General features: G+C 71.4%; 21 protein-coding genes. 11 read left to right on the top strand and 10 right to left on the bottom strand.

Annotated elements, in window-relative coordinates:
* Positions 1-21: 21 nt before the first annotated feature.
* Together ACGFWE_RS41600 and ACGFWE_RS41605 are read right to left on the bottom strand one after the other, a co-directional pair.
* Complete coding sequence (locus ACGFWE_RS41600) at positions 22-654, bottom strand: FMN-binding negative transcriptional regulator (protein WP_352392080.1); 633 nt, start codon at positions 652-654, stop codon at positions 22-24.
* A complete protein-coding gene (locus ACGFWE_RS41605; protein WP_393605706.1) occupies positions 654-1337 on the bottom strand; it encodes a pyridoxamine 5'-phosphate oxidase family protein in 684 nt (227 codons plus the stop codon). Before ACGFWE_RS41605 ends, ACGFWE_RS41600 begins: the two co-directional genes overlap by 1 nt.
* Before the next feature lie 35 nt (positions 1338-1372).
* Here ACGFWE_RS41605 and ACGFWE_RS41610 point away from each other — a divergent pair, with 35 nt between their 5' ends.
* Positions 1373-2704, top strand: coding sequence for an aminotransferase class I/II-fold pyridoxal phosphate-dependent enzyme (locus ACGFWE_RS41610; RefSeq protein WP_393605708.1), 1332 nt, complete (start codon positions 1373-1375; stop codon positions 2702-2704).
* Between the two features lie 91 nt (positions 2705-2795).
* Here the strand turns inward: ACGFWE_RS41610 and ACGFWE_RS41615 are convergent, their stop codons facing one another.
* The gene (locus tag ACGFWE_RS41615; protein ID WP_393605710.1) at positions 2796-3719 is read right to left on the bottom strand and encodes a DMT family transporter; all 924 of its coding nucleotides are present in this window, start codon (positions 3717-3719) and stop codon (positions 2796-2798) included.
* 74 nt (positions 3720-3793) lie between these two features.
* Here ACGFWE_RS41615 and ACGFWE_RS41620 point away from each other — a divergent pair, with 74 nt between their 5' ends.
* The gene (locus ACGFWE_RS41620; protein WP_352392076.1) at positions 3794-4696 is read left to right on the top strand and encodes a LysR substrate-binding domain-containing protein; all 903 of its coding nucleotides are present in this window, start codon (positions 3794-3796) and stop codon (positions 4694-4696) included.
* 78 nt (positions 4697-4774) lie between these two features.
* On the opposite strand, the gene ACGFWE_RS41625 is transcribed toward ACGFWE_RS41620, so the two are convergent.
* Positions 4775-5242, bottom strand: a complete 468-nt coding sequence (locus ACGFWE_RS41625) for a pyridoxamine 5'-phosphate oxidase family protein (RefSeq protein ID WP_352392075.1) — start codon at positions 5240-5242, stop codon at positions 4775-4777.
* A gap of 138 nt (positions 5243-5380) precedes the next feature.
* Between ACGFWE_RS41625 and ACGFWE_RS41630 the strand changes: the two genes are divergently transcribed.
* Positions 5381-6037: a cysteine hydrolase gene (locus ACGFWE_RS41630; RefSeq protein WP_352392074.1), complete on the top strand. Its 657-nt coding sequence runs from the start codon at positions 5381-5383 to the stop codon at positions 6035-6037.
* Here the strand turns inward: ACGFWE_RS41630 and ACGFWE_RS41635 are convergent.
* Positions 6024-6509, bottom strand: a complete 486-nt coding sequence (locus ACGFWE_RS41635) for a Rieske (2Fe-2S) protein (protein ID WP_352392073.1) — start codon at positions 6507-6509, stop codon at positions 6024-6026. The genes ACGFWE_RS41630 and ACGFWE_RS41635 overlap by 14 nt on opposite strands.
* Before the next feature lie 155 nt (positions 6510-6664).
* Here ACGFWE_RS41635 and ACGFWE_RS41640 point away from each other — a divergent pair, with 155 nt between their 5' ends.
* The 7 genes from ACGFWE_RS41640 to ACGFWE_RS41670 all read left to right on the top strand — a co-directional run bounded on the left by ACGFWE_RS41640 (position 6665) and on the right by ACGFWE_RS41670 (position 12713).
* Positions 6665-7420, top strand: coding sequence for a HipA family kinase (locus ACGFWE_RS41640; protein WP_352392072.1), 756 nt, complete (start codon positions 6665-6667; stop codon positions 7418-7420).
* Entirely contained in the window at positions 7417-7833 is a 417-nt protein-coding gene (locus ACGFWE_RS41645; RefSeq protein ID WP_393605713.1) for a DUF3037 domain-containing protein, read from the top strand. The genes ACGFWE_RS41640 and ACGFWE_RS41645 overlap by 4 nt, the downstream gene beginning before the upstream one ends.
* Before the next feature lie 167 nt (positions 7834-8000).
* A complete protein-coding gene (gene fabG, locus ACGFWE_RS41650; RefSeq protein WP_352392070.1) occupies positions 8001-8762 on the top strand; it encodes a 3-oxoacyl-ACP reductase FabG in 762 nt (253 codons plus the stop codon).
* Positions 8763-8774: 12 nt separating this feature from the next.
* Positions 8775-9539: an SDR family oxidoreductase gene (locus ACGFWE_RS41655; RefSeq protein WP_352392069.1), complete on the top strand. Its 765-nt coding sequence runs from the start codon at positions 8775-8777 to the stop codon at positions 9537-9539.
* Positions 9540-9730: 191 nt separating this feature from the next.
* Entirely contained in the window at positions 9731-11311 is a 1581-nt protein-coding gene (locus ACGFWE_RS41660; RefSeq protein WP_352392068.1) for an ABC transporter substrate-binding protein, read from the top strand.
* Positions 11312-11379: 68 nt separating this feature from the next.
* The gene (gene ung, locus ACGFWE_RS41665) at positions 11380-12063 is read left to right on the top strand and encodes a uracil-DNA glycosylase (RefSeq protein WP_352392067.1); all 684 of its coding nucleotides are present in this window, start codon (positions 11380-11382) and stop codon (positions 12061-12063) included.
* Positions 12064-12191: 128 nt separating this feature from the next.
* Positions 12192-12713: a hypothetical protein gene (locus ACGFWE_RS41670; RefSeq protein ID WP_352392066.1), complete on the top strand. Its 522-nt coding sequence runs from the start codon at positions 12192-12194 to the stop codon at positions 12711-12713.
* A gap of 12 nt (positions 12714-12725) precedes the next feature.
* Here the strand turns inward: ACGFWE_RS41670 and ACGFWE_RS41675 are convergent, their stop codons facing one another.
* Positions 12726-13235 (bottom strand): hypothetical protein, encoded by a 510-nt coding sequence (locus tag ACGFWE_RS41675; RefSeq protein ID WP_352392065.1) that lies wholly within the window; start codon positions 13233-13235, stop codon positions 12726-12728.
* Between the two features lie 151 nt (positions 13236-13386).
* Entirely contained in the window at positions 13387-13899 is a 513-nt protein-coding gene (locus ACGFWE_RS41680) for a DinB family protein (protein ID WP_352392064.1), read from the bottom strand.
* 121 nt (positions 13900-14020) lie between these two features.
* On the opposite strand from ACGFWE_RS41680, the gene ACGFWE_RS41685 reads away from it, so the two are divergent.
* Positions 14021-14926 carry a Gfo/Idh/MocA family oxidoreductase gene (locus ACGFWE_RS41685; RefSeq protein WP_352392063.1) on the top strand — a complete coding sequence of 302 codons (906 nt, stop codon included), beginning with the start codon at positions 14021-14023 and terminating at the stop codon, positions 14924-14926.
* Here ACGFWE_RS41685 and lnt read toward each other — a convergent pair.
* The 3 genes from lnt to ACGFWE_RS41700 all read right to left on the bottom strand — a co-directional run bounded on the left by lnt (position 14850) and on the right by ACGFWE_RS41700 (position 18229).
* A complete protein-coding gene (lnt, locus tag ACGFWE_RS41690; RefSeq protein ID WP_393605717.1) occupies positions 14850-16415 on the bottom strand; it encodes an apolipoprotein N-acyltransferase in 1566 nt (521 codons plus the stop codon). The two genes, ACGFWE_RS41685 and lnt, sit on opposite strands and share 77 nt — an antisense overlap.
* Positions 16416-16479: 64 nt before the next feature.
* Complete coding sequence (locus ACGFWE_RS41695; RefSeq protein WP_352392061.1) at positions 16480-16959, bottom strand: nuclear transport factor 2 family protein; 480 nt, start codon at positions 16957-16959, stop codon at positions 16480-16482.
* Between the two features lie 97 nt (positions 16960-17056).
* The gene (locus ACGFWE_RS41700) at positions 17057-18229 is read right to left on the bottom strand and encodes an FAD-dependent monooxygenase (protein ID WP_393605719.1); all 1173 of its coding nucleotides are present in this window, start codon (positions 18227-18229) and stop codon (positions 17057-17059) included.
* Between the last annotated feature and the right edge of the window lie 40 nt (positions 18230-18269).

An 18269-nucleotide genomic window follows, 5' to 3' on the forward strand; every position in this document is an offset into this window, starting at 1 on the left:
TGAAGGGCCCCATTCTCAGCCTCAGGCGCGCTGCCGCCGCAGCAGATGCTCGCGCGCCGCCGCGTCCCCGGGACCGCCCCGGTCCGCGAGCCCGTCCGCGATCCGCTCCCGGACCTCGGCGGTTCTCTTGCCGGCGTACTTGAACTTCGCCCGCACACCGGTCACTTCGAGCCGCAGCCCGCGGATCCCCGACAGCATTCGCCCGTACGGAACCTCGCCCACCGCCACCCGTGCGGAGCCGCCCTCCGGCTGGAAGTGGCCGACCTGGTGGTTCAGGAGTACGGCCTTCTCTGCCGGGTCGTCCACCACGTGCGCCCGGCAGCGCAGTTGGACCGCCGCGTAGAAACTCGTGGGTGTGCCGTGCTCGGCCGGGCCGCCCGGGTCGGCCTGCCACGGACCCGGGACGTACGCGTAGTCGTCGACGACGCTCAGCAGACAGTCCGGACTCGCCTCCAGCGCACCCCACAGCGGGTTCGGCCGCGCGAGGTGGGTGAGGGCCTCGCCCCGCGAGGGGTCGTAGACGAAGTGCAGCGGCTGGACGAACGGCGGCTCGCCCTCGGGGCCGTTGACGGCGAGCTGCCCGAAGTCGTGGACGGCGAGCCACTGCTGCCACTCGGCGTCGTCACGGGCCGCGTCCCAGGGGTGGATCAGCATCACAGCACCGCCAGGTAGTCCGGGACCTCGGTGCCGGGGTCCAGGTCTCCGTCGGCGACCGGGGTGCCGTAGCCCTTGCGCAGCGGGACCACGCCGGCCCAGTGGGGCAGGGCGAGGTCCTCGGGCTCGTCGTTGACGCCGCCGGTGCGGAGCTTGGCGGAGACCTCGTCGAGGTCCAGGCGGATGACGGCGGTGGCGGCCAGCTCCTTCTTGTTCGCCGGGCGGGAGTCGCGAGCCCGCCCGGGGACCACATGGTCGACCAGCGCGTCGAGGGCGAGGCGCTTCTCCTCGGGGTCCGTGACGTCGTACGCGAGGCCGTGCACCACCACCGACCGGTAGTTCATCGAGTGGTGGAAGGCCGAGCGGGCCAGGATCAGCGCGTCGACATGCGTGACCGTCAGGCACACCGCCAGGCCGGGGTCTGCCTCGCCGGTCATCCGCAGCGGGCGCGAACCCGTCGAGCCGTGGACGTAGAGCCGCTCGCCCACCCGGCCGTACAGCGTGGGCAGCACGACCGGGGCGCCGTCCCGGACGAAGCCGAGATGGCAGACGTACCCCTCGTCGAGTATCGAGTGCACCAGTTCCCTGTCGTACGAGGCCCGGCCGGGGGAGCGGGTCGGGATGGTGCGGTCGGTCGGCGCGTAGGCGGTCGGCTCCGGCGTGGTCGCTGCGGTCCCCTGCATTGCGTTCTCCATTGCACTAGTGCATAATCTGCTTTGTGCTAGGAGAATATCGGATCGAAGGGCGACGCGCAGCGGAGATTGCGGCGAGCGTCGAGCGCGCGGTGGGTTCCGGTGAGCTGGAGCCCGGCCAACTGCTCCCGCCCATGCGGGAGTTGGCGACCGAGCTCGGCGTGAATCCCAACACCGTCGCGGCCGCGTACCGCACCCTGCGTGAGCGCGGGGTCATCGAGACCGCCGGGCGCAGGGGCAGCCGGGTCCGGTCGAAGCCGGCGACCACGGGCCGCGACTACATCCGGGTGGACGTACCGGAGGGCGTGCGGGACGTGGCGAACGGCAACCCGGACCCGGCGCTGCTCCCCCTGCTGGCGCCGGCCTTCGCGGCGGCCGCCGAACGGGGCGACCGGGAGCCGGTCCTGTACGGAGAGGTGACCGTGGACCCCGAACTGGCCCGCCTGGCACGGAAGTCGCTGGATGCGGACGGCGTCCCGGGCGGCCCGCTCGCCGTGGCCTCCGGATCCCTCGACGTGATCGAGCGCGTCCTGGCCGCCCACCTCAAGCCGGGCGACACGGTCGCCGTGGAGGACCCCGGCTGGGGCAGCCTCCTCGACCTGGTCCCGGCACTCGGTCTGCGCATCGCCCCGGTGGGCGTGGACGACGAGGGGCCGCGGGCCGCAGGCGTACGCCGCGCCCTGGAGTCGGGCGCCCGAGCCCTGATCGTCACCGACCGGGCCCAGAATCCGACCGGCGCCTCGGTGACCGCCACGCGCGCGCGTGCCCTTCGCGCGGTCCTGGAGGACCACCCGGACACCCTCCTCATCGAGGACGACCACGGCCACGGCATCGTCGACCTTCCCCTGCATCCGCTGGCCGCAGTCACCCGCCACTGGGCCTTCGTGCGCTCGGTGGCCAAGGCATACGGCCCCGATCTGCGCCTGGCCGTCCTCACCGGCGACGAGGTCACAGTCGACCGCGTCCACGGCCGTCACCGCCTGGGCCCCGGCTGGGTCAGCCGCGTCACCCAGCGGGCGGTGGTGCACCTGTGGGCGGACGGCGTCCTGGACACGGCGGAGGTGGCGGCCGCCTACCGTGAGCGCCGCGACCGGCTGATCGACGCGCTCGCCGAACGCGGAGTCGAGGCCCACGGCCGCAGCGGCCTCAACGTATGGATCCCGGTCCCGGACGAGACGGGTGCGGTCTCCCGCCTCCTGCACGCAGGCTGGGCGGTGGCCCCGGGCGCCCGCTTCAGGATGGGCGCACCGCAGGGAATCCGGGTGACCGTGGCGACCATGACGGCAGCCGAGGTCACCCCCTTGGCGGACGCGATCGCGAGGGCCTTGGGCCCCTCACCTGCCCGGAATTACGTGTAAGGGGAGGGTGAGCCACCTTCAGGGGCGCGGGGAACTGCGCGACCAGCCACAACGAACCCGCGGCCGCCACCGATCCGCACCCCCCACCTCGCTAGGCACCCCGCCGCACCTGAGTCAACGCGGCCCCCGCGAGAACGACCACCGCCCCCACCGGCGTCGACCAACTCACCGACTCCCCGAGCACCGCGATCCCCGCCCCCGTGGCGATGACCGGAATGAAGTACATGACCATCTGCGCGGTCGTCGGCCCCACCTCCGCCACCAGCCCGTACTGCAGGAGCACGGCCAGTCCCGTACCGAGCGCACCCAGGCCGGCGACGGCAAGCAGGGGAAGCACCTCGATGTGCGTCGGTATCCCGGCGAACAACGGCGTGACGACCGCCAGCTGAAGCGTGGCCAGCAACAACTGCGCCCCCGTCAGGGATATGTGGGAGTACCCCACCCCGGCCAGGGTCCGGCGCACGTAGATCCACCCGACCGGATAGCTGAGCGAGGCCAGCAGCGCCATGGCCGTCCCCCTGGCGTCCAGCCCGCTGAACCCCTGCCAGGCGCCGAGAACCGTCAGCACCCCCAGAAACCCGAGGCCGAGCCCGGCGACACGCACGCGCGTGGGCCGGTCCTCGGACAGTGCGACGAGGGACAGAACCATCCCCCACAACGGCGAGGTCGCATTGCAGATCCCCGCCAGCGTGGACGGGATCGTCAGCTCCGCGTAGGCGAAGAGCGAGAACGGCAGCGCGTTCAGCAGGAGACCCGCGACCGCCAGATGCCCCCACGTGCGCACCCCGCGAGGGAACCGCTCCCGCTTCACCACCATCGCCGCCGCGAGCACCAGCGTCCCGAACACCAGCCGTCCGAGCGTCACCTGGAAAGGCGCGTACGCCTCGGTGCCCACCTTGATGAGCAGAAAGCTGAACCCCCAGATCAGGGAGAGCACGCCGAAGCGCAGACGCCAGTCCAGGGCGGGGCGGCGGGAGGCCCGAACCGGGGCTTCGGTGACGGTCGCGGTGGTCATGCCGACCACGATCCAGCACACGATCTCGTAGCACAAGCGAGTTTTTTAGCGAGATATCTCGTAGCATTGCTTACATGTTGAACCTGGAGCGCCTGCGCACCCTCGACGCCCTCGCCCGGCACGGCTCGGTCAGCGGCGCCGCCGAGGGCCTGCACATCACGACCTCGGCCGTCTCGCAGCAGATGTCCAAGCTGGAGCGCGAGGTCGGCCAGCAGCTCCTCGCCAAGAACGGCCGGGGGGTGCGGCTCACCGACGCCGGCCGGCTCCTCGCCGACCACGCGGCCCGCATCCTGTCCCAGGTCGAGCTCGCCCAGTCCGACCTGGAGGCCCAGCGCGGCCAGGTGGTGGGGGAGTTGAGGCTCGCCGCGTTCCCGACAGCGGTGCGCGGACTGTTCCCGGCCGCGATCAGCGCTCTGCGCTCGGCGCATCCGGGCCTGCGGATCGGCTCGCGCGAGATGGATCCGGAAGCCGCGGTCCTCGCCGTGATCCGCGGTGACTTCGACCTCGCGGTCGTCCTGGACTGGTACAACAAGCCGCTGCCCATGCCGGAGGGGCTGGTGAAGGCCTCGATCGTCGACGACACGGCCGACGTGGCGATGCCCGTGACCCACCAGCACGCGCAGCGCGGCGAGGTCGATCTGGAGGACTTCGCCGACGACGACTGGATCACCTGGGGCGAGGGCGAGTTCTGCGACGAGTGGCTGATGCACACCCTGCGTTCCAAGGGCATCGAACCGCGCGTCGCGCACCGCGCGGAGGAGCACCCGACCCAGCTCGCCCTGGTGGGCGCCGGACTCGGTGTGTGCGTGGCGCCCCGGCTCGGGCGCGGGCCGGTCCCGGAGGGCGTGCGGACCGTGCCCGTACGGCAGTCGGTCAGCCGGCACATCTACGCCGTGTGGCGCGCGGACGCCGACCGCCGCCCGTCGATCCGGGCGGCGGTCGAGGCGCTGAAGTCGGCGGCGGAGAAAGCCGTTTGAGTCCGTCCGGCGGAGCGAGTCGACGGCGAGGCCCCCCGTTGAGACGTCCTCGCCGTCGGGCCCCGTCCGCCGGACGGCCTACGCGGGGCCCAGCTTGCGGAAGTCCCAGGAGACGATCTTCTCCGGGGTCAGCCGTATCCACGCGTGCCGTCCGTCGTGCGGCATCTCCTCCAGGCGGAAGTTCTTGCGGGCGAACAGCGTTTCGGGGACGTCGAGTTCGGCGCGGAGCTCGCCGGTGCGCGGCGCCTCGCCCACGAAGTCCACGGTCCCGGACAGCTCGACACCCTGCAAGTCGTCGTACTCCTCGCCCGTGTCGACCACGATCGCTACCCGGGGATCGCGGCGCAGGTCGGTCCAGCGCTTGCTTTTCACCACGGAGTACAACCACATCGAGGTGCCGTCCCAGGCGAACCAGAGCGTGCTCACATGCGGAGCGCCATCGGCGGAAACCGTGGCGACCCGGCAGGTGCGCTGGCTGGTGAGGAACTCGTCCAGCTCGCCCGGCGTCATCATGATCTTCCGGCCCCGACGCTGAGTGACGGTCATACGTCCCCCTCTTTCTCTCACGTCGTGTCAGAGGAGAGATCCTCTGACATCACGTCAGAAAAGGATGGGTCGTCTTCCGTCCCCACGCAATGGTGACTACTGTCACCGGCTCCGGACCACCGGCGACGAGGAGCCACCGTGCCGTCGTACGAACGACTCAGCGAACTGCTCGATCCCGAAGCCACCGTACTGCTCACCGTCGAGTGCCAGCAGGGCGTCGTCGGACCGGACAGCGCCCTGCCCGAACTCGCCCGGGCGGCACGGACCTCGGGCGCACTGGCCAACGTCGCCCGACTGGTCGCCGCCGCGCACGGCAGCGGGGTCCAGGTGATCCACGCGATCGCCGAACGCCGTCCGGACGGACGCGGCGCCAACCGCAACGCCCGCCTCTTCCACGCCGCCGAACGCCTGCCCGTCCAGCAGCTGTCCGGGACCACCGCGGTGCGGGTCGCGGCCCCGATCGAGGTGCGCGAGGAGGACTTCGTCGTACGACGGCTGCACGGACTGTCGCCGATCCAGGGCACCGAGGTCGACGCGCTGCTGCGCAACCTCGGCTGCCGCACCCTGGTCGTGACCGGGGTCTCCGCCAACGTGGCGGTCCCCAACGCCGTCTTCGACGCGGTGAACCGCGGCTACCGCGCCGTGGTGGTGACGGACGCCATCGCAGGGGTGCCCTCCGACTACACCCCGGCGATGATCCGTCACACGCTCGCCCTCGTCGCCACCCTCGCGACCACGGACGAGGTGCTGGCCGGCTTTCGGCACACCCGGCGCACACCGGTCACGCCAGCGTGATCGAGTCCCCGCTCACGGTGATCTGCTCGGCCGGCAGCGCCTTGGTCGCGGGCCCCTTCTTGACGCTGCCGTCCTCGACCGAGAACTCGCTGTTGTGGCACGGACAGTGGATGACGCCGTTGGCCACGCTGCCCACCGCGCAGCCCGCGTGCGTGCACTTGGACGAGAAGGCCTTGTAGGTGCCCGCCGCCGGCTGGGTCACCACGACACCCTGGTCCTTGAAGATCTTCCCGCCGCCCTCGGGGATGTCGGAGGTCTTCGCCAGGACGGTGCCGCCGGAGCCACTGCCGGAGCTCGAGCTCGAACCCCCACCGCTCGCATTCGCACCCGCCTGGGTGCTCGCGGAGGAGTCGGAGGAATCGTCGCCCGATCCGCACGCGGTCAGCGCGACGGCGAGTCCCGCCGCGCCCACCGCGGCCACGACGGTACGGCGAGCAGGAGCCGGAACGGGATGGGGCAGTTCGCTGGTCATGCTGACATTCCTTCCAACGCGGACGTGGTGGAGCTGTCCATGGGTACGGTCGCCCGACTCGGGGTGTTCAGACGATGTCGAGATCTAAACGCGTTCGAGACCAGCGCCGGGTAAAGCGGAGCTATCGCTTCGCTGTCGGCCAGTAACCTGGGGCGATGCTCAAGGAAGCCATCGCGACCCGCTACATCACGCCCCTGCGTGAGGGTGGCTCGCTGCCGGGGCTCGTCGAGGCCGACGACCACGGGACGTACGTCATCAAGTTCACCGGGGCAGGCCAGGGCCGCAAGACGCTGGTCGCCGAGGTGGTGGCCGGGGAACTCGCCCGCCGGCTCGGCTTCCGGGTGCCACGGCTGCTGACGCTCGACCTCGACCCGGACCTGGGGCTCGGCGAGCCCGACGAGCGGGTGCAGGAGCTCCTCAAGTCCAGCGGCGGCACCAACCTCGGCATGGACTTCCTCTCCGGAGCGCTCGGCTTCGACCCGCTCGCCTTCCCGGTGGACGCCGAGGAGGCCGGCCGGATCGTCTGGTTCGACGCGCTGGTCAACAACGTCGACCGCTCCTGGCGCAACCCCAACCTGCTGTGGTGGCGGCGCGAGGTGTGGCTCATCGACCACGGCGCGACCATGATCTGGCAGCACAACTGGCCCGGCGCCGAGAAGTCCGCCGCCCGCCCCTACGACGCCTCGGACCACGTCCTCAAGCCCTTCGCGCCGGATGTCGCCGCTGCCGCCGCCGAACTGGCCCCCCGGGTCACCGAGGACCTGCTCGCCGAGGTCACCGCCGAGATCCCGGACGCCTGGCTGGCGGACGAGCCCGGTTTCGAGTCGCCGGACGAACTCCGACGGACCTACGCACGGCCGCTGCTCGCGCGCGCGGCCGTCGTCCACCAGCGGATCGAGGGGATCAAGTGACCGAGCGCCACATCATCAGGGGCGGCCGCACCGACGACCGCGAGGTCTTCGAGTACGCCCTGCTGCGGGTCGTCCCCCGGATCGAACGCGGCGAGGGCATCAACGCCGGGGTGCTCGTGTACTGCCGCGCCAAGGCCTACGTCGGCGTGCGCACCCACCTCGACGAGGCCCGGCTGCGAGCGCTCGACCCGCACGCGGACGTGGCCGGCGTGCGGGCCGCGCTCCAGGCCGTCGAAGGGGTCTGCGCCGGGGGAGCGGCGGCCGGGCAGGCAGCGCGCGACGACGCCGGACGGCGCTTCCGCTGGCTGATCGCGCCCCGCTCCACCGTCGTCCAGCCGGGCCCCGTGCACACCGGGCTCACCACCGATCCGGCCGCCGAGCCGGAGCGTCTGCTCGAGCTGCTGGTCAGGTAATGGATCACACCCCGCTCGTGTGACGTTGACACCGCGTGCCATGGCTTCTAGCGTCACGGGTGCTGAAGGTACTAAGCGGTCGCTCACTGAATGGGCCGTACCTTCTCAGGTCGTTTTCCCCAGATCGATTCTCAAGGGCGATTTCTCAAGGGCGAGGAGAACCAGCAATGTCCACCACTGAGCAGCGGGTAGCCGTGGTCACGGGCGCCGCGCGCGGCATCGGCGCGGCCACCGCCGTACGACTGGCGGCCGAGGGCCGCGCGGTCGCCGTGATCGATCTCGACGAGGCCGCCTGCAAGGACACCGTGGAGAAGATCACCGCGGCCGGCGGCCGGGCGATCGCGGTCGGCGCGGACGTCTCCGACGAGGCCCAGGTGCAGGCCGCCATCGCGCGCGTGGCCGAGGAGCTCGGCGCGCCGACGATCCTCGTGAACAACGCGGGCGTGCTCCGCGACAACCTGCTGTTCAAGATGAGCGTCTCCGACTGGGACACCGTCCTGAACGTGCACCTCAGGGGCTCCTTCCTGGTGACCAAGGCCGTCCAGAAGCACATGGTGGACGCGGGCTTCGGCCGGATCGTGAACCTGTCGTCGTCCTCGGCGCTCGGCAACCGCGGCCAGGCCAACTACTCCGCCGCCAAGGCCGGACTCCAGGGCTTCACCAAGACCCTCGCCATCGAGCTCGGCAAGTTCGGCATCACCGCCAACGCCGTCGCCCCCGGCTTCATCGCCACCGACATGACCGCCGCGACCGCCGAGCGCGTCGGCATGGGCTTCGAGGAGTTCAAGGCCGCGGCCGCCACCCAGATCCCGGTCGCGCGCGTGGGCGAGCCCGACGACATCGCCAACGCCATCGCCTTCTTCACGGGCGAGGCGGCCGGCTTCGTCTCCGGCCAGGTGCTGTACGTCGCCGGCGGACCGCTGAACTAGGGAAACGGGACCATGACTTCGCAACTCCCCGAGCTTTCGGGCAAGGTCGCGCTCATCACGGGCGCCAGCCGCGGTATCGGCTTCGGCGTCGCCGAGGCGCTCGTCGCGCGCGGTGACCGGGTGGTCATCACCGGTCGCACCGAGGACGCGCTCAAGGAGGCCGTCGAGCAGCTCGGCGCCGAGCGCGCCGTCTACGTCGCCGGCAAGGCGCACGACGAGGAACACCAGGCCGTCGCCGTCGAGCGGGCCATGGAGGCCTTCGGCCGGGTCGACTACCTGATCAACAACGCCGGCACCAACCCGGTGTTCGGTCCCATCGCCGACCTCGACCTGAACGTGGCGCGCAAGGTCTTCGAGACCAACGTGATCTCCGCGCTCGGCTTCGCCCAGAGGACCTGGCACGCCTGGCAGAAGGACAACGGCGGCGCGATCGTCAACATCGCCTCCGTCGCGGGCATCGCGCCCTCGCCCTTCATCGCCGCGTACGGCGTCAGCAAGGCCGCGATGATCAACCTCACCCAGCAGCTCGCGCACGAGTTCGCCCCCAAGGTGCGGGTCAACGCGATCGCCCCGGCCGTGGTGAAGACCAAGTTCGCGCAGGCCCTGTACGAGGGCCGGGAGGAGGAGGCCGCCGCGTCCTACCCGCTGGCCCGGCTCGGCGTGCCCTCCGACATCGGCGGCGCCGCGGCCTTCCTCACCTCGGCGCAGTCCGACTGGGTCACCGGCCAGACGCTCGTCGTCGACGGCGGCATCTTCCTCAACGCCGGCGTGGGCTGACCCTCGTCGCCTCGGCACGGGCGCCCGTTGACACCTACGGCGCCCGTGTCGACGCACAAAAGCCTCACAGCGGCCTTACAGGGTCATCACCGGTGAGATGATCTAGCCGCCTGTGACCGAACCGGTTGAGTGTGCGTGGTGCTGCGGTATGTTTTGCCGACTCTCGGCACGGCATTTCGAGGAGCAAGCGCGTGTTCAAGCGGAACCGATACCTGCCGCCTCTCGCGGCGCTCGTGTCCATATCCACGGTGGCCGGCTGCGGTGTGTTCTCCTCGGACTCCTCCGACAGCGGGAAGGCGATCGTCGTGGGCACCACCAGCGCCCCGGCCACCCTGGACCCCGCGGCCTCGTGGGACAACTCCTGGGAGCTGTTCCGCAACGTCTACCAGACGCTCCTGAACTACTCGCCCGGGGTGTCCGACCCCGAGCCCGACGCCGCCGAGCGCTGTGAGTTCACGGACGCGACCAGCACCGTGTACAGCTGCACGCTGCGCGAGGGCCTGAAGTTCTCCAACGGGCACACCCTGGACGCCAAGGCCGTCAAGTACTCGATCGACCGGATCAAGAAGATCAACGTCAACGGCGGCCCCGCCGGTCTGCTGGGCACGCTCTCCCGGGTGCAGACGAAGGGCGACCGCGAGGTCGTCTTCCACCTCAGCCAGCCCGACGCCACCTTCCCCCTCGTGCTCACCACGCCGGCCATGTCGATCGTGGACCCCGCGGAGTACTCCGCGAACTCGATCCGCAAGGACGGGAAGATCAGCGGCTCGGGGCCCTACAGCCTCGACTCCTACCAGGAGGGCGAGAAGGCCGAGCTCGTCCGCAACGACAACTACAAGGGCATAGCGGACCTCAAGAACAAGTCCGTCACCATCCGCTACTTCCAGCAGTCGGACGAGATGGTCAAGGCCCTCAAGGACAAGGAGATCTCGGTCGTGTACCGGGGTCTCGGCGCCTCCGACACCGTGGACATCGAGGTCAACCAGCAGAAGGAGGGGCTCCAGCTCGTCGAGAACCCCACCACCGAGATCAGTTACCTGGTGTTCAACCCCAGCGACCCGTGGTCCGCGAAGCCCGCGGTCCGCAAGGCCGTCGCCCAGATCGTCGACCGTCCGGCGCTCGTGCACTACGTCTACAAGGACACCGTCGAGCCGCTGTACTCCATGGTCCCGGCCGGACTCACCGGCCACACCACGGGCTTCTTCGACGACTTCGGAGACCCCAGCGTGGCCAAGGCCAGGAAGTTCCTCAAGGAAGCGGGGATCACCGAGCGCGTCCCGCTGACCCTCTGGTACACCAGCGACCGCTACGGCTCGACGACCAAGCCCGCCTTCCAGGAGCTCAAGCGGCAGCTGGAGGCCTCCGGTCTCTTCACGATCACGCTCAAGAGCCGCCCGTGGAAGACCTACGTCGAGGGCTACCAGAACGGCGAGTACCCGGTGTTCGGGCGCGGCTGGTTCCCCGACTTCCACGACGCCGACAACTTCATCGCGCCCTTCGTGGGCAAGCAGAACGCGCTCGGCACCCCGTACGACGCCCCCGAGATCACCGGCAAGCTGCTCCCGGAGTCGCGCGCGGAGAGCGACCGCGGGGCCGTCGCGCCGCAGATCAAGGAAGCCCAGCAGGTCTTCGTGAACGACGCACGGCTGGTGCCGCTGTGGCAGGGCAAGCAGTACGTGGCCGCCAACGAGGAGATCGGCGGCCTCGAGAAGGTCATCGACCCGGCGACCATGATGACGATGTGGGAGCTGTACTGGAAGACCAGCTGGTAGCAGCGGTTGTCAGTGGGCGCCTGTAGGTTCTGAAGCCTGCAAGTGACCGCACATCGTGAGGAATTGACGTGACCGACATCGCCATGCTGCCCGAGTCCTGGCGCGGGGTTCTGGGCGACGAGCTGCAGCAGCCGTACTTCAAGGAGCTGACGGACTTCGTCGAGGACGAGCGGGCGAGGGGTCCCGTCTACCCGCCGCGCGAGGAGGTCTTCGCCGCGCTCGACGCGACGCCGTACGACCGGGTGAAGGTCCTGATCCTCGGTCAGGACCCGTACCACGGCGAGGGCCAGGGACACGGGCTGTGCTTCTCGGTCCGCCCGGGCGTCCGGACCCCGCCCTCCCTCCGGAACATCTACAAGGAGATGAAGGAGGAGCTGGGCCTCGAGATCCCGGACAACGGCTACCTCATGCCGTGGGCCCGCCAGGGCGTCCTGCTGCTCAACGCGGTGCTCACGGTCCGTGCCGGCGAGGCCAACTCGCACAAGGGCAAGGGCTGGGAGAAGTTCACCGACGCGGTGATCCGCGCGGTGGCCGAGCGGCCCGACCCCGCGGTCTTCGTGCTGTGGGGCAACTACGCGCAGAAGAAGCTCCCCCTGATCGACGAGAGCCGGCACGTGGTGGTCAAGGGCGCGCACCCCTCCCCGCTGTCGGCGAAGAAGTTCTTCGGCTCCCGCCCGTTCACGCAGATCAACGAGGCGATCGCCCAGCAGGGCCACGAGCCCGTGGACTGGACGATCCCGCACCTCGGCTGACCCCGCCACCGGCGACCGGTCCGGTGCCGCACCTGACCGGCCCGGTCCCGCCTGACCGGGATTGTCAGTGGCGGCGGCTAGCGTCGGGAGGGACAGCGACGAGGGTCGGCCAGGGGCATGGAGGACGCGTGACGGAGCGACAGGAGCGGACGGCGCCGGATGCCGTGATGACACGGATCGGGCAGGTCGTCATGCTGTGTCACGCGGGGGACCGGGAGGAGGCCCGCCACCGCTTTCTGGCCCTGTGGGCGGAGATCGGTGAGGACGGCGACCCGCTGCACCGCTGCACCCTGGCCCACTACATGGCCGACGCCCAGGACGACCCCTGCGACGAACTCGCCTGGGATCTCAGGGCGTTGACGGCCGCCGAGGAGCTCACCGACGACCGGCCGGCCCGGCACGAGAGCGCGCTCGCCGTGCGCGCCCTGTATCCCACGCTGCACCTCAATCTGGCCGCCGACTATGTGCGGCTCGCCCGCGCGGACGCCGCCCGCACCCATCTGCGCCGGGCCCGCAGGGCGGCGGACGCCCTGGGGGAGGACAGCTACAGCGACGGTGTGCGGGCGGCGATCAGCAGACTGGAGCTGCGACTCGGCGACGGCGGATCCGGCGGTCACGGACGGTGGGGGCCGCCGCGGCAGCGGCCCTGAGACCCAGGGGTCTCAACGCCCGTAGGTCTGCTCGCAGATGACCGTCTGCGGGCTGCCCTCCTGCCAGCGGCCGTACTTCCTGCCGAGCGCGCAGACATCCTTCGCACCCTTGGGAACCGACTTGGGGACCGACCTGGCCACGTCCGGGATCTCGACGCGTGGCTGCCGGTGGTGCGAGGGGCCCCGGTGCCACGGCTCCGGATGGGCCCGCCGCCCGGGTCGCTCGGGGTGCGCCGGATGCGCGTGGGCCGGCTGTCGGTCCCGCGGCTGCGCGGGGGCCGCCGCGGTCCCCGGGGCCCTGTCGCGAGGCGCGGTTCTCCCCGGCTTCGAGGACGGGGACGGGGACGGGTCGATCATGGACAGCGCCTCCTGGGCCGGGGCCTGCACGATCTGCGGCTCCGCCCGACCGTCCGGACGGGCGTCCACCGGCCCCGGCAGCTGCGACGGCGCCGTCGTCGGCGGCGGCCCGGACACGGGTGGACGCTGGACGGTCACACAGCCGGTGAGGGCCGAGACAGCCACGGTGACCAGGAGCGTTGCGGTAGTCGTGGTTCGATGCACCCGCGTCACTCTGCTGGTTCGGGCGACCTCGGCGACAGCGGACGAGCGGAGGTTGCCCCGCACGGGTGATCTCCGTCCCCGTACGGCGTGCTCCCGCCTCCCGGTGCTGACGTCAGTCGCCGGTGGCGCCGTCGATGCGCTCGCGGATCAGGTCGGCGTGCCCGTTGTGACGGGCGTACTCCTCGATCATGTGGGTGTAGAGCCAGCGCAGGTTGAACCGCTCGCCGGTGCGGCGGTGCTTGCCCACGGTGACGTCGTCCAGGCCGAAGCGGGCCGCGTTCTCCCGGCTCCTGTCGATCTCGGCCTGCCAGGTGCCGTACGCCTCCTGCCAGGTGTCGGCCTCGGTGAGACGGAACTCGCCGTCCGGGTCGGCCTCGGTGTAGTAGATCGGCCCCGCGTCCTCGTCGGTCAGGACCCGGCGGAACCAGCTGCGCTCCACCTCCGCCATGTGCCGTACCAGGCCCATCAGGGACAGCGTGGACGGCTCCACCGAGGCGGTCCTCAGCTGGGCGTCGGTCAGTCCCTCGCACTTCCAGGCGAGGGTGCTCCGGTGGTACTCCAGCCAGCCCTCCAGCATGCTGCGTTCGTCGGCGGTGGTCGCGGGTTCGGGGCGCTGAGTCGTCATGCTCGCATCCTGACCCACCTCACCCCTCACCACCAGCGAATTCCCGGGCGCCGGCCGGGTCCCGCCGCGGCCGCCGTATGCTTCCGGCAAGGCCCTGGCCGGACAACCTGGAGGAGTCCACGTGAAGGTCGGCTGCATCGGACTCGGTGACATCGCGCAGAAGGCGTATCTGCCGGTGCTCGGCGGTCGGCCCGACGTCGAACTGCATGTGCAAACGCGGACGCCGGCCACCCTGACCCGGGTCGCCGACGGGCTCCACCTGCCCGCGGGACAACGGCACCGGGACCTCGACTCGCTGCTCGCCCAGGACCTCGACGCCGCGTTCGTGCACGCGCCGACGATCGTGCACCCCGAGATCGTCGCGCGGTTGCTGGAGGCGGGCGTACCGACCTTCGTCGACAAGCCACTCGCCTACGAACTCGCCGACTCCGAACGGCTGGTGGCGCTCGCCGAGCAGCGGAACGTGAGTCTGGCCGTCGGGTTCAACCGGCGGTTCGCCCCCGGGTACGCGCAGTGCGCCGACCATCCGCGCGAGCTGATCCTCATGCAGAAGAACCGGATCGGGCTCCCGGAGGAGCCGCGCGCGATGATCCTCGACGACTTCATCCACGTCGTGGACACCCTGCGCTTCCTGGTGCCGGGGCCGGTCGACGACGTCACGGTACGCGCGCGGGTGGCGGGCGGCCTGCTGCACCACGTCGTGCTCCAGCTCACCGGGGACGGCTTCACCGCGCTCGGGGTGATGAACCGGCTCAGCGGCTCGGCCGAGGAGATCCTGGAGGTGTCCGGGCAGGACACCAAGCGGCAGGTGCTCAACCTCGCCGAGGTGATCGACCACAAGGGCCAGCCGACCGTGCGCAGGCGCGGCGACTGGGTGCCGGTGGCCCGGCAGCGCGGCATCGAGCAGGCGGTGCTCGCCTTCCTCGACGCCGTGCGCGCGGGGAAGGTGCTCAGCGCCCGGGACGCGCTGGCGACCCATGAGCTGTGCGAGCGGGTGGTACAAGCGGTTCTGGAGCGGTCCGCCTGAGCCGGAGCGCGCGCAGGCCGTCGGTGGCGCACCATGCCAGGAGGATCAGCAGGGCCGCGTGCACGGTCCAGTCCCCGAAGCGGACGTACGGCGTCGTGCCGGTCGCCAGCGGTACGTCGTACACGCGGGAGGCGCCGGCATCGGTGCCGAGCCACCGGCCCACGCGCCGGCCGCTCGCGTCGTACACGGCGGAGACGCCGGTCAGGGTCGAGTGCACCATCGGGCGGCCCGTCTCGGCGGCGCGCAGGGCGGCGAGCGAGGCGTGCTGTTCGGGGGCCCAGCTCTGCTGGAAGGACGAGGTCGACGACTGGGCGATCAGCACCTGGGCGCCGTCCTCGGCGAGATGACGGCTCATGTCGGGGAACGCCGACTCGAAGCACACCATCGGGCCGACCTTCAGCCCGTGGCCGACGTCCATCACGACCTGCTCGGAGCCGTGCCTGCGGTTCTCGCCCGCCGCCTTGCCGACCGAGGTGGCCCAGCCGAGCAGCGAGCGGGCCGGGATGTACTCGCCGAAGGGGACCAGCCGCATCTTGTCGTAGCGGTCACCGGTGAGCCCCCCGGGGCCGACCAGCACGGAACTCTTGTAGATGCCGGGCTTGTCGGAGCGGCGGGCGTCCACGTTGACGAGGATGTCGGCGCCGGTCTCCTCGGAGAGCGCCGCGATCCGCTTCGCCAGGTCGGGCCGGTCCCCGAGGTCGAAGCCGACACTGCTCTCGCCCCAGACGACGAGATCGACGTCCTGCGCGGCGAGGTCGCGGGTCAGCTGCTCCTCGCGGGCGAAGCGCCGGTCCGGGCCGTCGACGACACCGGGCTGGACGACGGCGATCCGTGTGCTGCCCCCCGTGTCGGGGCGCGGTGACCACATCCAGGCCGCCGAGGCCACCGCGGCCGCGGTGACCAGGCCCGCCACCGCGGGGACCCGGGACGCACGGACCGTCACCAGGACGGCGACCGCCACATTGACGGCCACGAGCAGGAAGCTGATCAGCCACACCCCGCCCACCGAGGCCAGCCGCAGCGCCGGTGCGACCTCCCACTGGCTGGCACCGAGCACGCCCCAGGGGCCGCCGAGCCCCTGCCAGGAGCGGATGAGCTCGATGCCGAGCCAGCCCGACGGCAGTACGGCCAGGGCGGCGGCGATCCGGCCGCGTGAGGGCGTCCCGGCCAGGAAGTGCCGGACCAGCGCGCCCCACGGCGCCCACAGCGCGCCGAGCAGGGCGCCGATGACGAAGATGAACACGCTCAGGGTCGGCAGCAGCCAGTGGTGCATGCCCACCATGAACCCGAAACCGCCGGCCCAGCCGTCGAACGCCGCCCGTTTCGCCGTGGGCGCCGAGCGGATCAGCGCGATCCACGGGACGAGGGCGACATAGGCGAACCGCCACAGGGACGGTGCCGGGAAGGCGAGGAGGGGGAGGGCGCCTGCCAGCGCGGCGACGACGGAGCGTCGCCAGGGGGAGGCAAGCCAGTGGCCGAACGTGTTCATACGGCGCCTCCTACCCCGTGTGGGTCCCGGTGCTGCGTGCGGTTGACCACCCGAGGGCGTCGGCTCAGTTGATCACAGGTGCGGGCCGGGGGTCCGGCAGACGCCGCCACTTCTCCCGCACCACGACCTCGCGCAGCCGCCAGCCGTCGTCCGTGCGCAGCAGGGCGAAGGCGTAGCGGCCGCCGCAGACGAAGTCGGGGGCGGTGGCGGAGGTGTCGCCGGCGAGGCGCATGGGGTTGATGTAGTCGGCCTGGACGCGGGCCGTGTCGGGGTCCTGGTTCACGACGCCGAACCGGATGCGGCGGTTGACGATCAGATGCTGGCGCATCGAGAACAGCCGCAGGCTCTCCGCGAGCCATGCGGCGACGTCGTGCGCGTCCCCCTCGATCCCGCCCGCCGAGCGGTAGTCGGCCCGCCCGTCGGCGGTGAACAGTCCCCGGTACGCCTCCCAGTCGCCGTCGTCCACGGCCACGGCGTAGTCGGTGACGAGTGCGTCCACGGCCAGCCGGTCCATCACGGTCGCGAGCTCTACACGCTGCGTCATCGGCTCAGTGTTGGGCATGGGGCGGGCCGCGCCAAGGGGCGTGCGGTGACATTCGGAGGGCGGGGCGGGGGCGGCCGGGGATCGCCGGAACGGGCGGTCAGCCGTCGGCCAGGACGTCGACCGGCCAGGCGGCCGAGTGCGGGCCGAACCTGTTCTCGGCCGCGAGGGCGACCAGGCGGGCGTTGCGCGCCTCGGCCTCGGGGCCGTCGGGCACGTGGTAGTCGTGGCCCGCACGGGCGGAACTGGTCTGTACGGCCGTGGCGGCCGGAGCCCGCCTGCGGACGTACCGGTCCAGCGCCTCGGGCACCTCGTCCGGTGCCGTGCCGGTGAGGCAGTCGCCGAGCACGGCCGCGTCCATGATGGCCTGGGCCGCGCCCTGGGCCTGGAAGGGCACCATCGCGTGGGCGCTGTCGCCGAGGAGGGTGACCCGGCCGACGTTCCAGCGGGGGAGCGGGGCGCGGGTGTGGATGCCGTACCGGAAGACCTGGCCCGCGCGGTCGAGGACGGTCAGCAGCCGGGGGTCCCAGCCGGCGAAGGTGCGCAGCTGCTCGCCGGGTTCCGCCCGCGCGGTCCACGACTCCTGGGCCGCCCGGTCCGTCACGAACACGGCCACGAAGTTGAGGAGTTCACCGCCGCGCAGCCAGTAGTGGACCACGTGGCGGTCCGGGCCGAGCCAGCCGGCGTACTCCGGGAGGTCCAGGTCGGCGACCTCGGCGGCGGGGAGCAGGGCCCGGTAGGCGGCGGTGTGCGAGAACACCGCCTCGTCCGCGCCGAAGAGCCACCGGCGGGCGGCGGAGCGGATGCCGTCGGCGGCCACGACCAGGTCGGCGTCCAGGCGTTCCCCGCTCGCCGTGGTCACGTGGGCCGCCCTGTCGTCCTGGTCGATCCCGACGACGGCGGTGTCCAGGCGGAGCGCATCGGGCGGTACGGCGGTGACGAGTGCACGTTGGAGATCGGCCCGGTGGAGCTGGAGGTACGGCGCTCCGAACTCCTCCTCGGCCTCCCTGCCGATGACATAGCGGCAGATCTCGGAGCCGTCGGACCAGGTGCGGAAGCTGATGTGGGCCGGGCGCGTGGCGTGTTCCGCGACGGCGTCGAGCAGGTCGAGGCGGCGAAGTACACGGGTGGCGTTGGGGGCGAGCTGGATGCCGGCGCCGATCTCGTTGAGCCGCCGCGACTGCTCGACGAGGGTCACGTCATGGCCGGCCCGGCGCAGGCTCAGCGTGGCGGTCAGTCCTCCGATGCCCGCGCCCACGACGATCGCTCTCATGGCATGACCTCACTTCGAGGGAGACTCGACGGTGGGTCCG

Source organism: Streptomyces sp. NPDC048523 (assembly GCF_043199815.1).
Lineage (GTDB): Bacteria > Actinomycetota > Actinomycetes > Streptomycetales > Streptomycetaceae > Streptomyces.

Excerpts from the sequence above, each read along its gene's own strand:
- ACGFWE_RS41600 (WP_352392080.1), bottom strand. The coding sequence starts at position 654 with ATGCTGATCCACCCCTGGGACGCGGCCCGTGACGACGCCGAGTGGCAG.
- ACGFWE_RS41605 (WP_393605706.1), bottom strand. The coding sequence starts at position 1,337 with ATGCAGGGGACCGCAGCGACCACGCCGGAGCCGACCGCCTACGCGCCG.
- ACGFWE_RS41615 (WP_393605710.1), bottom strand. The coding sequence starts at position 3,719 with ATGACCACCGCGACCGTCACCGAAGCCCCGGTTCGGGCCTCCCGCCGC.
- ACGFWE_RS41620 (WP_352392076.1), top strand. The coding sequence starts at position 3,794 with ATGTTGAACCTGGAGCGCCTGCGCACCCTCGACGCCCTCGCCCGGCAC.
- ACGFWE_RS41625 (WP_352392075.1), bottom strand. The coding sequence starts at position 5,242 with ATGACCGTCACTCAGCGTCGGGGCCGGAAGATCATGATGACGCCGGGC.
- ACGFWE_RS41635 (WP_352392073.1), bottom strand. The coding sequence starts at position 6,509 with ATGACCAGCGAACTGCCCCATCCCGTTCCGGCTCCTGCTCGCCGTACC.
- ACGFWE_RS41640 (WP_352392072.1), top strand. The coding sequence starts at position 6,665 with ATGCTCAAGGAAGCCATCGCGACCCGCTACATCACGCCCCTGCGTGAG.
- fabG (WP_352392070.1), top strand. The coding sequence starts at position 8,001 with ATGTCCACCACTGAGCAGCGGGTAGCCGTGGTCACGGGCGCCGCGCGC.
- ACGFWE_RS41655 (WP_352392069.1), top strand. The coding sequence starts at position 8,775 with ATGACTTCGCAACTCCCCGAGCTTTCGGGCAAGGTCGCGCTCATCACG.
- ACGFWE_RS41680 (WP_352392064.1), bottom strand. The coding sequence starts at position 13,899 with ATGACGACTCAGCGCCCCGAACCCGCGACCACCGCCGACGAACGCAGC.
- lnt (WP_393605717.1), bottom strand. The coding sequence starts at position 16,415 with ATGAACACGTTCGGCCACTGGCTTGCCTCCCCCTGGCGACGCTCCGTC.
- ACGFWE_RS41695 (WP_352392061.1), bottom strand. The coding sequence starts at position 16,959 with ATGACGCAGCGTGTAGAGCTCGCGACCGTGATGGACCGGCTGGCCGTG.
- ACGFWE_RS41700 (WP_393605719.1), bottom strand. The coding sequence starts at position 18,229 with ATGAGAGCGATCGTCGTGGGCGCGGGCATCGGAGGACTGACCGCCACG.